We start from the raw sequence: 12564 nt of genomic DNA on the forward strand, positions 1-12564 counted from the left end.
GATCGCATCCAAACACAGTGCGGGCGTGACACGTCCCCCGTCCGTGTCACGCCCGCGTTCTTCCCGCCCACCCCCACCGTCCTGGGGTGGCCGGAAGCCTCAGTCCTGGATGGACCACCAGACGGTGGTGTCCGGCGGCAGCACCACGTTGTCCGCGGTCCCGTCGAGGGCGCCGCTGGACAGCAGCAGCTCGCCGGGACGGCCGACCGCGACCGGCTGGCCGCTCATGTTGACCGTGCAGCGGAACACCGGCCGGCCCTCGACCGCCCGCTCGAACGCGAGCACCCCGTCCGGTGCCGGCACCCAGCGCAGGTTGTCGGTCGGGGCGAGCGCCGGCATGCCGCGGCGCACCGCGAGCGCGGCCCGGTACAGCTCCAGCGTCGAGCCGGGCACGCCCTCCTGCGCGGCGACGCTGAGCTGCGCCCACGAGTCCGGCTGCGGCAGCCAGCTGCCGCCGCCGTCGGGTCCGAAGCCGTACGGCGCCTCGGTCCCGCTCCACGGGATCGGCACCCGGCAGCCGTCGCGGTAACCGTCCTGGCCGGTGGCGCGGTGGAACGCCGGGTCCTGGCGCACCTCCGGCGGCAGGTCCACGACCTCGGGCAGGCCGAGCTCCTCGCCCTGGTACAGGTAGGCGGAGCCGGGCAGCGCCAGCATCAGCGCGGACGCGGCGCGGGCCCGGCGCAGGCCGGCGACCGGGTCGACGGCGGTGGGGCGGCGACCGGCCACCTCACCGTCACCGGTCTGCAGCAGCCGGTTGCTGTGCCGTACGACGTCGTGGTTGGAGAGCGTCCACGTGGTGGGGGCGCCCACGACCCGCATCGCCGCCAGCGAGTCGTCGATCATCTGCTGCTGGGCGGGGACGTTCCACGCCGTACCCAGATAGCTGAAGTTGAAGGCCTGGTGCAGCTCGTCGTCGCGGACGTAGTCGGCGACCCGGGCCAGGGTCGGCGCCCACGCCTCGGCCACGGCGATCCGCTCGCCCGGGTACTCGTCGAGGATCTTGCGCCACTCGCGGTAGATCTCGTGCACGCCGTCCCGGTCGAAGCAGGGGCTCTCGCCGACGCCCAGCAGGTGCCACTCGGCCGCGTGGCCGACGTCCGGCAGGCCGTCCTCCTTGACCAGGCCGTGCGCCACGTCCACCCGGAAGCCGTCGACGCCCAGGTCCAGCCAGAACCGCAGGATCGTCTTGAACTCGTCGCGGACCGCCGGGTGCTCCCAGTTGAAGTCCGGCTGCTCGGGGGCGAACAGGTGCAGGTACCACTCGCCGTCCTCGACGCGCGTCCACGCCGGGCCACCGAAGATCGACGGCCAGTCGTTCGGCGGCAGCTCGCCGTTCTCACCCTTGCCGGGGCGGAAGTGGTAGCGGTCGCGGAACGGCGAGCCGGGACCCTCGGCGATCGCCCGCTTGAACCACTCGTGCTGGTCGGAGGAGTGGTTCGGCACCAGGTCGACGATCACGCGCAGGTCGAGCTCGTGCGCGCCGGCGATCAGCTTCTCGGCGTCCGCGACGGTGCCGAAGATCGGGTCGACCGTGCGGTAGTCGGAGACGTCGTAACCGGCGTCGGCCTGCGGGGACGAGTAGAAGGGGGAGAGCCAGACCGCGTCGACGCCCAGGTCCCGCAGGTACGGCAACCGGCTCAGGATGCCGGGCAGGTCGCCGATGCCGTCGCCGTTGGAGTCGGCGAAGCTGCGCGGGTAGATCTGGTAGATGACCGCGTTGCGCCACCAGGATGCGGGCGGCGCCTCCACGGCGGGCGGTGCGATCAGTTGATCTGTCATGACGACGAACGCTAGCAGGTTACTAACACGTGTTACATAGCCGGACGGCTGCTTTCTTTCAGCAAGTTCTTGCAGGGCTGCCTTATGCCGGTTTTGCGGTGGAATCCCGGATGATCAACGAGGTGCCCAGCATCTGGTGGGGATGCTGGTCCTCACCCCGAATTGCCGAGATCAGGAAGTCTGCGGCGATCCGTCCCTTGGTCACGATCGGCTGCCGCACCGTGGTCAGCCGCGGCCGGAACCAGGCCGACTCGGCGAGGTCGTCGAATCCGGTCACGGAGACCGCGGAGGGGACGTCGACCGCAAGTTCTTGCAAGGCATCCACGGCACCGTAGGCGAGCACGTCGGAGAGCGCCACGATGGCCGTCGGCGGGTCCGGCTGCGCCATCAGATCCTGCGTCGCCCGGTAGCCGTCGGTGCGGGTCACCGGGACCTCGGCCAGGCGCACATCGCTCAGGTCCAGACCGAAATCGGCCAGCGCGTCGCTGATCCCCGCCAGCCGCCGGGCCAGCGGACCTCGATAGCCGCGCTCGGACACCCGCGGCCCCGGATCGATGCTCAGCACCGCGAGCCGCCGGTGACCGAGCTCCAGCAGGTACCGGGCCACCTCACCGGCGCCGCCCCGGTCGTCCACCTCGACGCTCGGCGCCCCCTCGTGCCGGTCGCTGTCGATCAGCACGAACGGGATGCCGCGCCGATCCAATTCGGCCACCTCACCCCGGTCGACCTCCAGCCCGCAGACGATGAAACCGTCCACCGCGGCGTACGGGATGGCCTTGAGCACCGAGTCCTGCAGCGGCGGGGTGAGCAGCAGCGTGTACCCCTCGCGGTCGCAGACCTGTCCGGCGCCCATCAGGAATCGGGAGTAGTACGGGTTCTCCATCACCTGGGCAAGACGCTGCGGAAACAGCACCCCGATCGAGTTCGTCGTGCCGGCCTGCAGCATCCGCCCCAGCGTGCTCGGCCGATACCCGAGATCCTCGGCCACGCTCAGGATCCGCTCCCGCGTGGCCGCCGCGATCCGCTGCGGATTGTTGAACGCGAACGACACCGCCGAACGCGAGACACCAGCGGCCGCTGCCACATCACTGGACGTGGGCTTCCTCGACCGCATGAGCGCTCCCTAGGTTCGGCGACCACCATAACTTTCGGTCAAAACTCCTATTGGGTACGGGGTAACCGCCGCTCACCGAGGAAGCCGCCGATCACTTCGCTGATCTCCGCCGGTGGCGTGGCGAGGCATCGAGCGAGCCCTCCGGCGTCCGTGGTCTTCCGATATCCCCGGCCGAGAAACTCTTGGAATACCGCCCGTAGTATCTCTTCACCCGGCGCGAGGGTCACCCAGTCGATCTCCCAGCGCGCCCCGATAGCCGCTTCGACCTCGAGCCATGCCTGCCTGATCTGTCCTTCCAGCTTCTGCCGGTCGGGCACCCTCGTCAGCACGGCCTCGACCGGGTCGCCAGCAGTCTGTACCCGCTTGACCAGTCGGCTCCGCTCCCGATCATCGACGAGCCGTACGACGTCGAGCCGGGCCACGACCGACTTGATGATCACCGTTCGCCGCAGGTCCCCGGCGGCCTGGCGCAGGGCGTGAGCGATCGGCGCGGGATCCCACTGCTTGCCGAGCTCGGCGAAGTAGACGGCCAGCGTTTCCGGGTTCAGCAGATAGTTCTCGATCTCGCGGCGCTCCAGCACGTGGACCGCGGGCACCGATCGCAGCTTCGTGACGGCGTCGTCGTCGAGTTCATCGCGGTCCCGCAGGTAGAGGATCGGTCGCTCGACCCGGTCAGCGGCCCGGATCCACTCGTCGAGCATGCCCGCGAACCGCGCATTGCGACCGCCCTGACCGATGATCACCACGTTACGCGGGTCTTCGAGCAGTTCCGGGAACCACGCAGCGAGGACGTCCCGATCACTCGGTCCCTCGACGAGCAGGATCCGCTCGGCGGACAGGACGTCGCTGGACCGGACGCCGAGCGCTGCCAGCACGTCACCCAGCCCGGACTCGGCCTTCTCGATCGAGGATTCACCACCGGACCGGCGCAGCAAATAGGTATCGGCGTGCTGGCTGTCCAGGAAGATCGGTGAGTGGGTGGTCAGAGCAAAGACCCGATCGCTGGACCACCGGCGGAACAGGCCGAGCATGGCTCGCTGGGCGGCCGGATGCAGGGCGGTCTCCGGCTCCTCGATCGCGACGAACGTAGCGGCCGGCTGCGCGATGCCGATGACTGCAGCCAGAAGTACCTGCTCGACGCCGGTTCCCAGGTCGCCCCGCCGTCGGTGCTCACTTCGACCGTGCGGATCGGGGCGTGCGCCGAAGTGGACTATCGGGACAGCGGGCTGTCCCAGGGTGCCGATGACATGTTTCAGTTGCGCCGGCCGAACCGGTCGACCTCGTTCGGGCCAATGCCAGGTCTTCGGTCTACCCCCGAGTACGCGGCTACTGTTCTTGAGACGGCTGGACGTCTGCGGGGCCGCCGGGCGATGGGAGGTGCTCCCGGCCGCCGGCATGCGCGCGCCGACATCCTGCTCGATCATGCAATTGGGTGAGTGAGGCCTGCTAGACGACCACCACGGGCACATCGTGCCCGCCGTACAACTCCGGGATCCGGGTCACGATCGCCGCGTTCAATGCCCGTGCCTCCGTCACCACCTGCCCCACCATCTGCGGGCCCGTCAAGGTCGGCTGCATCGGATGATGCTCCAACCGGGCTGCCGCGATAACCCCCGCATCCAGGGCGCCGTGACCGGTCAGGTCCAGTACGGTCAGGCCGGGGAAGCGGAAGAAGTGATGCCACATCGACGGTGCCGCCCGTAACGCTGCCTGCGCCTCCAGGACTGCGGTGGCGGGCAGCGCCACCAAAGCTACGCCCGCCTCGGCGTCGTTGAGCATCCGCATGACCTGCGGGTTGCCGGCGAACAACTCCACCATCGCCGACGCATCAAGGATGCGAGGGGATCGGAAGGAGGTCACGCGGGAGACTGCTGCCGGCGCCGCACCATCGCCTCCACCTGGGCGTCACCATCATCCATCCACCGCTGGTAGGCGGCTTCTTCCTCAGGCGTGAACGGCTTGGGGTCGGGGATGCCGAGAATCCGCGCCCAGCGGACGCTGGCGGGCAGCCGGGTCGGCTGCTGCTGGTCGGTCATGGCATTCAGGTTAGCGTCGGCGGGGTTTCCGGCAAGTCCTCGTTCACCTGCAGGAGGTGCTCCATCAGGGCGGCAGGGCAATCGTCGTTCCAGATCATCGAGATGGCTGCTATCAAAGAGTGCCGGTGTCGGTGGGCTCGTCAGTCAGGGGCACGCTCAAGAGGGGCGATCACGAAGAACTGGCAGATCACCTGATCGCGTTCAACACGGTAATGGCACTGCACACCGCGGTGGCCCTCGCCTTTGTCGGGCAGGATGATGTCCGCAACCCACGCGAAGCGCACGCCCGGCTGCCCGGGTACGGCCCGGCCCCGGCGCCGCGGTTCGACCGCGAGGCTGGGCCACCATGCCCGCACCTTGGCAACAACGGCCGGAGGGGGATGTTCCTCCTGCTCCCACGCTTTGAGTTTCGGTTCGAACAGGTGCAGCCTGGGGTCCGTGCCGGGGTCACGAATGTCGGTCACACATCCCCCTCCATGAAGGTCAGTCGGGATTCCGTCCCGCCCACAGCGATTCGGCGAACGCCGATTCGGCGCGGTTTGGCCTTTCGTCGTCAGGGTCGTCGGTTTCGTCGGGTCGCCGGAACCAGTCGCGTAGGTGCGCCCACTCGATACGGGCGCCGGCGCCGGGCTTGGTTGCCGCCTGCCAGGGCTGCGATGCCTGGATGAGCGTTCGCAGGTCGGCGGGGCTCAGTGCGGCGTACCGCTCGACGACGTAGCCGATCGAGTCGAGCTGGGCGGTGTCGGTGGGGGCGCCGGTCGAGGCGCCGGGTGCGTCTTCGACGGCGACGCCGCGGTCGGTGGCATATATGGGTTCGGCGAACAGGGGTTCGTCGTGGGTTGCCAGGTGGTGGCCCTGGGCGAAGAACAGGAGGAGCTGTTTCTTGCCGAGTCGCAGGCCGGGCCGTTCGAGCTCTATGGCCGTGATGACGGAGTTGGCGCTGGTGGTCATCGGCGCAACGTAGCGAGACGTTAGCGCGTGGTCCATCCCCTCAGCCGGTGACGAAGTCGGCATGATCGTTGAAGGCGTCACAGCGATCATGTGCGCCTCCTCAGCGTTGGTGGCTGAACTCAATACATCACGAAAAGTATCGATGTCGTGACGTTGGGTGTGTCGGATCTGGGACTCCTCGGGCATGGTCATGATTTCTCCATCTGTAAGCCGGCAGGGTTGCGGTCAGTTGCCGCTCCCGGCCTTCCCGGCATGAGGGCGTTGCTCCTCGACCTCCGCCGGTGCGCCTGCTCCCTGGAGACTTGCTCCGGAGTCGGATCCGGCTACCTGGCATGGCTGGCAGCGAACCCTGACGGCTACGTGTTCAATTCCGATCCGAACTGGAACCCGCACTCGTTGACGTCGTACCGGGCGGGCTGCCCCTTCATCCAGGGAGTGCCTGCGAGCTGCTGGCCATACTCCATGGTTCCTATGGATTAGATAGAACTCGTGGGTAGCCTGATGCCCATGGACTTCCACTGGTTTCTGCCCACCAACGGCGACTCCCGGGACATCGTCGGCGGCGGCCACGGCGTGCCGGTCGGCGCGGCCGGCGGGGTGCGCCCGCTGACCATCGGATACCTCGGGCAGATCGCGCGCAGCGCCGAGCAGCTCGGCTTCGTCGGCGCGCTCACCCCGACCGGCGCCTGGTGCGAGGACGCCTGGCTGACCACCGCGATGCTCACCGAGGCCACCGAGCGGCTCAAATTCCTCGTCGCGTTCCGGCCCGGCCTGATCTCGCCGACCCTGGCGGCCCAGATGGCCTCGACGTTCCAGCGCCTCTCCGGCGGGCGGCTGCTGCTCAACGTGGTCACCGGCGGGGAATCGCACGAGCAGCGGCAGTTCGGCGACTTCCTGGACAAGGACGCCCGCTACGCGCGCACCGGCGAGTTCCTGAGCATCGTCAACCGGCTGCTGCGCGGTGAGACGGTCACGCACGCGGGGGAGCACCTGCGGGTCGAGAACGCGGTGCTGTCACGCGTTCCGCAGACACGTCCGGCCATCTACTTCGGCGGATCGTCCCCGGCGGCCGGGCCGGTCGCGGCCGAGCACGCCGACGTCTATCTGACGTGGGGCGAGCCACCGGCGAAGGTGGCGGAGAAACTGGCCTGGATTCGCACCCTCAAGCCGGACATGCGCTTCGGCATCCGGCTGCACGTGATCACCCGGGACACCGCCGAGCAGGCCTGGGCCGAGGCGGACCGGCTGCTGCAGAACGTCTCCGCGCAGGACATCGCCACGGTGCAGGCCGGGCTGAACCGCAGCGAGTCCGTCGGCCAGCGCCGGATGCTGGAACTGCACGGCGGCAACCGCGACGGCCTGGTCGTCTCGCCCAATCTCTGGGCCGGTGTCGGCCTGGTCCGCGGCGGCGCCGGAACCGCTCTGGTCGGCAGTCACGCCGAGGTCGCCGACCGGATCGAGGAGTACGCCGCGCTCGGCATCGACGAGTTCATCCTCTCCGGCTATCCGCACCTGGAGGAGGCGTACTGGTTCGGCGAGGGGGTGCTGCCCGAACTGCGCCGGCGCGGGCTCTGGAGCCACCCGGCCGGGGACCGGGGCACGTCGGCCGGCGCCATCCCGTTCGCCGGCGTGCCCATCCCGACGCCGTCATAGAAAGACGCCGTCATAGAAAGACGCGGTCATAGAAAGACGCGGTCATGAGAAAACGACCCGGACGCCATCCACGAGCGTCCGGGCCGTTTCGGTCCTGCTCAGCTGTCGGCGTGCTCGCCGATCTTGGTGCGGTCCTTCGAGTCCCAGTCGTGGCGGGGCTTGTGCGGCTCGTTGCCGCTCTCGCCGCCCTTCACGGCCTTGGCCTGCGGGCGGCCCGGCCACCAGAACTTGTCCCCGGTCAGCGTCGCCAGCGCGGGCACCAGCACGGTCCGCACCAGCAGGGTGTCCAGCAGGACGCCGATGCCGACGATGATGCCGATCTGGGTGAGGGTCACCACCGGCAGCACGCCCAGCACCGCGAACACGGCCGCGAGCAGGATGCCCGCGCTGGTGATGACGGCGCCCGTCACCGCGAGGGCGTGGACCATGCCCTCCCTCGTACCCCGGGCCGGGGTCTCCTCTTTCGCCCTGGTCACCAGGAAGATGTTGTAGTCGACGCCGAGCGCCACCAGGAAGAGGAACGCGAACAGGGGAACCGAGTTGTCCAGCGCGGGGTAGTCGAGCACGTGCCGGAACAGCCACGAGCCGGCGCCGAGCGACGCCATGAAGCTGAGCACCACGGTCGCCATCAGCAGCACCGGCGCGACGAGCGCCCGCAGCAGCAGGACCAGCACCACGAACACCACGCCCAGGATCACCGGGACGATCGTCTTGAGGTCGTGGCGGGCAGCGTCGCGGGTGTCCAGCGCGGTCGCCACGGTGCCGCCGACGAGGGCCTCGCCGTCCAGGTTCTCCCGCAGGTCACGGATGGTCTGGAAGGCCTCGGCGGTGTCCGGCGCGGCCTGCAGGACGGCGCTGATGCTGGCCAGGTCGCCGTTCTGCTCGGCGACCCGGGCCTGCACGACGCCCGGCGTCTCGGAGACGGTCTTCAGCACCTGCTCGGCCTTGGCCGGCTCGGTGAGCACCGTGGCCGGACCGGCGGCGCCGGCCGGGAAGTACTTGCTGAGCGTCTCCAGGCCCTGCACCGACTCGGCCTCGACCCGGAACTGCTCGGTCTGCGACAGGCCCACCTTCGTGCCGAGCGCGCCGAGGGAGAGGATCCCCAGGACGACGATGGAGAAGGCGGTGACCGCGACCGGGCGCTTCACGACGGCCCGGCCGACCTTGCCCCAGAGGCCGCGCTCGTTCTCCGCACCCTCCTGGCCGACCCGCGGGATGAACGGCCAGAACAGCTTGCGGCCGCAGATGACCAGCGCGGCCGGGAGCACGACCAGGGCGAACAGCGCGGCGATGGCCACACCGACGGCCGCGGTCACGCCGAGCGCGGCGTTGCTCTTGAGGCTCGCCAGCAGCAGCGTGAGCAGGGCCAGGAAGACCGTGCCGGAGCTGGCCAGGATCGCCGGGCCGGCACCGCGCAGGGCGACCCGCATGGCCTCGAAGCGGTCCTCGTACCTGTGCAGCTCCTCGCGGTACCGCGAGATCAGCAGCAGCGCGTAGTTGGTGCCGGCGCCGAACACCAGCACCGTCACGATGCCCGTGGTCGACCCGTTGATCGCCAGGTCGGTGTGCTGCGAGAAGAGCGCGATGGCCTTCGCCGCGAGCTGGTCGGCGAAACCGACCACGAACAGCGGGACGATCCAGAGGATCGGGCTGCGGTACGTGACGAGCAGCAGGATCGTCACCACCACGACGGTGACGATCAGCAGGCGGGTGTTCGCCCCGCTGAAGCTGTCCGACAGGTCGGCGCTGAATCCGGCGCCGCCGGTGACCTGCGCGGTGACGCCGGCCGGGAGCCCGGCCTTGGCCTTGTCCCGCAGCTCGGTCACGGCGGTGATGGTCTCGTCCGCGTTGCCGGTGGCGGCCAGCGGGACGGTGATGATCGCGGCCTTACGGTCCTCGGACAGGATCGGCTGACCCAGCTCCTTCACCGAGGAGAGGTCGGCGTCGGTGAGCGCCTCCCCACCCTTGGCGATCACGATCAGGGCCGGGTTCGTCCGACCGGAAGGCAGTTCCTTCTGCAGCTGCGCGACCTTGGTCGACTCGGCGGAGGACGGCAGCGACGAGGTGGGGTCGTTGTCCGTGGTCGTCGAGCCGGCGAAGGCAAGAATCGCCCCGCCGATGACGAGGGCCAGCAACAGCGTTGCCCATGCCCTTCTCATGAAACCTCCAAGACTGAGAATCTTTACAATCGAGATTGTTCACGACGAAGCACGGATCTGCAACACTTACCCCCGTGGAGGGATCTGAGACCGCCGAACGCCAGCGGTTACGCAGGGCGCTTGTCGACCTGCTGAACACGTACAGCAGTGAGGCACAGCACATCGGGCACGCGTTCGCGAACCGCAACCATCTGCACGCCACCGACATGCACGCGCTGCTGGCCGTGATGCACGCCGAGCGTCACGGGACCCCGCTCACCCCGGGCAAACTGGGGGAGGCGATCGGTCTGACCTCGGGTGCCACCACGGCCCTGATCGACAGGCTGGAGAAAGGCGGGCACCTGCGCCGGAGCCGGGAGAGCACGGACCGGCGCGTGGTCCACCTGCGCTACGGCGACGCGGGGATGTCGCTGGCGATGGCCTTCTTCACACCGCTGCGCCCGCACACCGACGCCGTGATGGATCAGTTCAGCGTCGACGAGCTGCAGGTCATCGAGAAGTTCCTGAACGGGATGACCGGCGCCCTCGTCGAGTACCGGGACGAACTGCGCGGCCGGTGAGGCTCACCGGGCCAGGCCGGCGTACCGGCCACCCTGGTCCAGCAATGACTCGTGGGTGCCGGACTCCAGGATCCGGCCGTGGTCGATCACCGCGATCTGGTCGGCGTCGCGGACCGTCGACAGCCGGTGCGCGATGGTCACCGTGGTCCGGCCCACCGCGAGCGCGTCGAACGCCCGCTGCACGGCCCGTTCGGTCTCGGTGTCGAGCGCGCTCGTCGCCTCGTCCAGAACCAGGATCCGTGGATCCCGCAACAGGGTACGAGCGATCGCGATGCGCTGTTTCTCGCCGCCGGAGAACCGATGCCCGCGTGAGCCGACCATCGTGTCGTAACCGTCCGGCAGATTCGCGATCAGGTCGTGGATCTGCGCGGCGCGGGCCGCCGTGACGATCTCCTCGTCGCTGGCGTCCGGTTTCGCGTACCGCAGGTTCTCCCGGATGGTGGTGTGCAGCAGATACGTCTCCTGGCTGACCACACCGACGATGCTCGCCAGGTCCGCGAGGGACAGATCGCGCAGGTCGACACCGTCGATCGTCACCCGGCCCGACGTCGGGTCGTGCAGGCGGGCGATCAGCGACGCGATGGTGCTCTTGCCCGAGCCGGTCTCGCCGACGAGCGCCACCGACGAACCCGCCGGGACGTCCAGGCTCACACCGGCCAGGGCGGCTGTCTCGCTGTCCCCGTACACGAAAGTGACGTCCTCGAAGCGCAGGTGGCCCCGCACGTGCTCGATTCGCACGGGCCTGGCCGGCTCCTCGACCTCGACCGGAAGGTCGAGATATTCGAAGATGCGCTGGAACAGCGCGAGCGAGGACGTGAGCGTGACGCCGACGTCGAGCAGGCTCATCAGCGGCCGGAACAGGCCGGCCTGCAGCCCGGTGAACGCGACGAGGGTGCCGATGCTCATCGTGCTGAACGGCAGTCCCGCGGCGAGATAGATGGCCGCCGGGATGGCCGCGAAGACGATGTTCATGGTCGCCATCCGCCAGCGTCCGGCCAGTTCGGAGCGGAGCTCCAGGTCGATCAGCCGGTGCGACGACTCGGTGAAACGGGCGATCTGCGCGTCGCCGGCGCCCATCGTCTTGCTCAGCTGAATGCCGCTGATCGACAGGCCCTCGTCGATGATGACGTTGAGTTCCGCCAGTTCGCGCTGCCGCTGCGCGGTGATGGCCTGCCGCATCCGCGCGACACGCCTGGTCCAGTAGACGGCCGGCGGCAGCGCCACCAGCGAGACCAGGGTCAGCTGCCAGGAGAGGGCGGCCATCGCGACGAGCGTGGCGATGACGGTGGTGGCATTCGACGCGATCGAACCGGCGGTCGACGTGACCACCTGCTGCATGCCGCCGATGTCGTTGGTGATGCGGGACTGCACCTCGCCGGTGCGGGTGCGGGTGAAGAAACCGACCGACTGCCGCTGCAGATGGGCGAAGACGTCGGTGCGCAGCCGGTGCATGACGCGCTGGCCGACCCGGGTGGAGATCCACGTCTGCACCACGCCGAGCGCGGAGGTGGCGGCGGCGACCGCGACCATTCCGGCGACCAGCCAGACCAGCAGGGTGAGGTTGTCGTCCGGCAGCGCGACGTCGATGATCTCGCGCAGCAGGAACGGGGACACCATCGCGAGAACCGACGAGATCACGATGACGCCGACAACGACGGCGAGCTGCCGCCGGTGCCCGATGAACAAGGCGCCGATCCGGCGCAGGGAGACGGCGCGTGCTTGCGCCTTCTCCGCGGGGGTCACGGTCCGTGCCGCCCGCCCTGGGCGTTCCGCCAAATTCTTTTCCTCTCGAACAGGGATCCTGAGGTTACCTCAACATGAGGGTACAACCGCAACCGCTGTTACGTTGTTCCCGTGCATGAAGGTCAGGATGAGAGCCTGTTCGAGGTGTTCTGGGCGGTCGCCCGGCGCCTGCGCCACGGGACGCGGGTGGCGCTGGAGCCGTGGAACGTCACCCCGTCGCAGTCCCGGGCGATAGCCGTCCTGTCCCGGCACGGCGAGATGCGGCTCAGCGCCCTCGCCGAGCACCTGCGGATCGCGCCGCGCTCGGCCACCGAGGTGGTCGACGACCTGCAGGAGCGGGGCCTCGTGTCGCGCAGCCCGGACCCGGCCGACCGGCGGGCGACGCTGGTGACGCTGACCGAGCAGGGGGCGGCGACGGCGACGGCGATCCACCGGGCGCGGGCGGAGGAGGGGGAGCGGCTGTTCGCGGCGCTGGACCCCGAGGATCGCGCCCAGCTGTCCCGGATCCTGCGCATCCTCCGGGACTGACCGTGGAAAAGCCGCGAGACCCGGCCCGGGGGGTGGCAGGG

The 12564-nt window shown here is 69.2% G+C and carries 12 protein-coding genes; 3 read left to right on the forward strand and 9 right to left on the reverse strand.

The features are described 5' to 3' along the window. Positions 1 to 99: 99 nt before the first annotated feature. The 7 genes from AMIS_RS18805 to AMIS_RS18840 form a co-directional block, all read right to left on the reverse strand. Complete coding sequence (locus AMIS_RS18805) at positions 100 to 1779, reverse strand: glycoside hydrolase family 13 protein (protein WP_014443933.1); 1680 nt, start codon at positions 1777 to 1779, stop codon at positions 100 to 102. A gap of 82 nt (positions 1780 to 1861) precedes the next feature. Further along, positions 1862 to 2893 (reverse strand): LacI family DNA-binding transcriptional regulator, encoded by a 1032-nt coding sequence (locus AMIS_RS18810; RefSeq protein WP_014443934.1) that lies wholly within the window; start codon positions 2891 to 2893, stop codon positions 1862 to 1864. A gap of 47 nt (positions 2894 to 2940) precedes the next feature. Next, positions 2941 to 4317, reverse strand: coding sequence for an ATP-dependent nuclease (locus tag AMIS_RS18815; RefSeq protein WP_172666604.1), 1377 nt, complete (start codon positions 4315 to 4317; stop codon positions 2941 to 2943). 22 nt (positions 4318 to 4339) lie between these two features. Then, positions 4340 to 4753, reverse strand: a complete 414-nt coding sequence (locus AMIS_RS18825; RefSeq protein ID WP_014443936.1) for a hypothetical protein — start codon at positions 4751 to 4753, stop codon at positions 4340 to 4342. After that, positions 4750 to 4929: a hypothetical protein gene (locus AMIS_RS18830; protein ID WP_014443937.1), complete on the reverse strand. Its 180-nt coding sequence runs from the start codon at positions 4927 to 4929 to the stop codon at positions 4750 to 4752. Before AMIS_RS18830 ends, AMIS_RS18825 begins: the two co-directional genes overlap by 4 nt. Before the next feature lie 140 nt (positions 4930 to 5069). Continuing rightward, the gene (locus tag AMIS_RS18835) at positions 5070 to 5393 is read right to left on the reverse strand and encodes a hypothetical protein (RefSeq protein WP_014443939.1); all 324 of its coding nucleotides are present in this window, start codon (positions 5391 to 5393) and stop codon (positions 5070 to 5072) included. Positions 5394 to 5412: 19 nt separating this feature from the next. Further along, on the reverse strand, positions 5413 to 6072 hold the full coding sequence (locus tag AMIS_RS18840) for a Panacea domain-containing protein (RefSeq protein ID WP_041829894.1): 660 nt from the start codon (positions 6070 to 6072) through the stop codon (positions 5413 to 5415). Between the two features lie 309 nt (positions 6073 to 6381). On the opposite strand from AMIS_RS18840, the gene AMIS_RS18845 reads away from it, so the two are divergent. Next, on the forward strand, positions 6382 to 7533 hold the full coding sequence (locus tag AMIS_RS18845; RefSeq protein ID WP_014443942.1) for an LLM class flavin-dependent oxidoreductase: 1152 nt from the start codon (positions 6382 to 6384) through the stop codon (positions 7531 to 7533). Between the two features lie 98 nt (positions 7534 to 7631). Here AMIS_RS18845 and AMIS_RS18850 read toward each other — a convergent pair whose 3' ends face one another. Beyond that, entirely contained in the window at positions 7632 to 9692 is a 2061-nt protein-coding gene (locus AMIS_RS18850) for an MMPL family transporter (protein WP_014443943.1), read from the reverse strand. Positions 9693 to 9766: 74 nt separating this feature from the next. Here AMIS_RS18850 and AMIS_RS18855 point away from each other — a divergent pair, with 74 nt between their 5' ends. Next, a complete protein-coding gene (locus AMIS_RS18855; RefSeq protein ID WP_014443944.1) occupies positions 9767 to 10252 on the forward strand; it encodes a MarR family winged helix-turn-helix transcriptional regulator in 486 nt (161 codons plus the stop codon). A gap of 3 nt (positions 10253 to 10255) precedes the next feature. On the opposite strand, the gene AMIS_RS18860 is transcribed toward AMIS_RS18855, so the two are convergent. Beyond that, complete coding sequence (locus AMIS_RS18860; protein ID WP_014443945.1) at positions 10256 to 11995, reverse strand: ABC transporter ATP-binding protein; 1740 nt, start codon at positions 11993 to 11995, stop codon at positions 10256 to 10258. 111 nt (positions 11996 to 12106) lie between these two features. Here AMIS_RS18860 and AMIS_RS18865 point away from each other — a divergent pair, with 111 nt between their 5' ends. Next, positions 12107 to 12523 (forward strand): MarR family winged helix-turn-helix transcriptional regulator, encoded by a 417-nt coding sequence (locus tag AMIS_RS18865; protein WP_014443946.1) that lies wholly within the window; start codon positions 12107 to 12109, stop codon positions 12521 to 12523. The last annotated feature ends 41 nt before the right edge of the window (positions 12524 to 12564 follow it).

This window comes from Actinoplanes missouriensis 431 (genome assembly GCF_000284295.1).
Lineage (GTDB): Bacteria > Actinomycetota > Actinomycetes > Mycobacteriales > Micromonosporaceae > Actinoplanes > Actinoplanes missouriensis.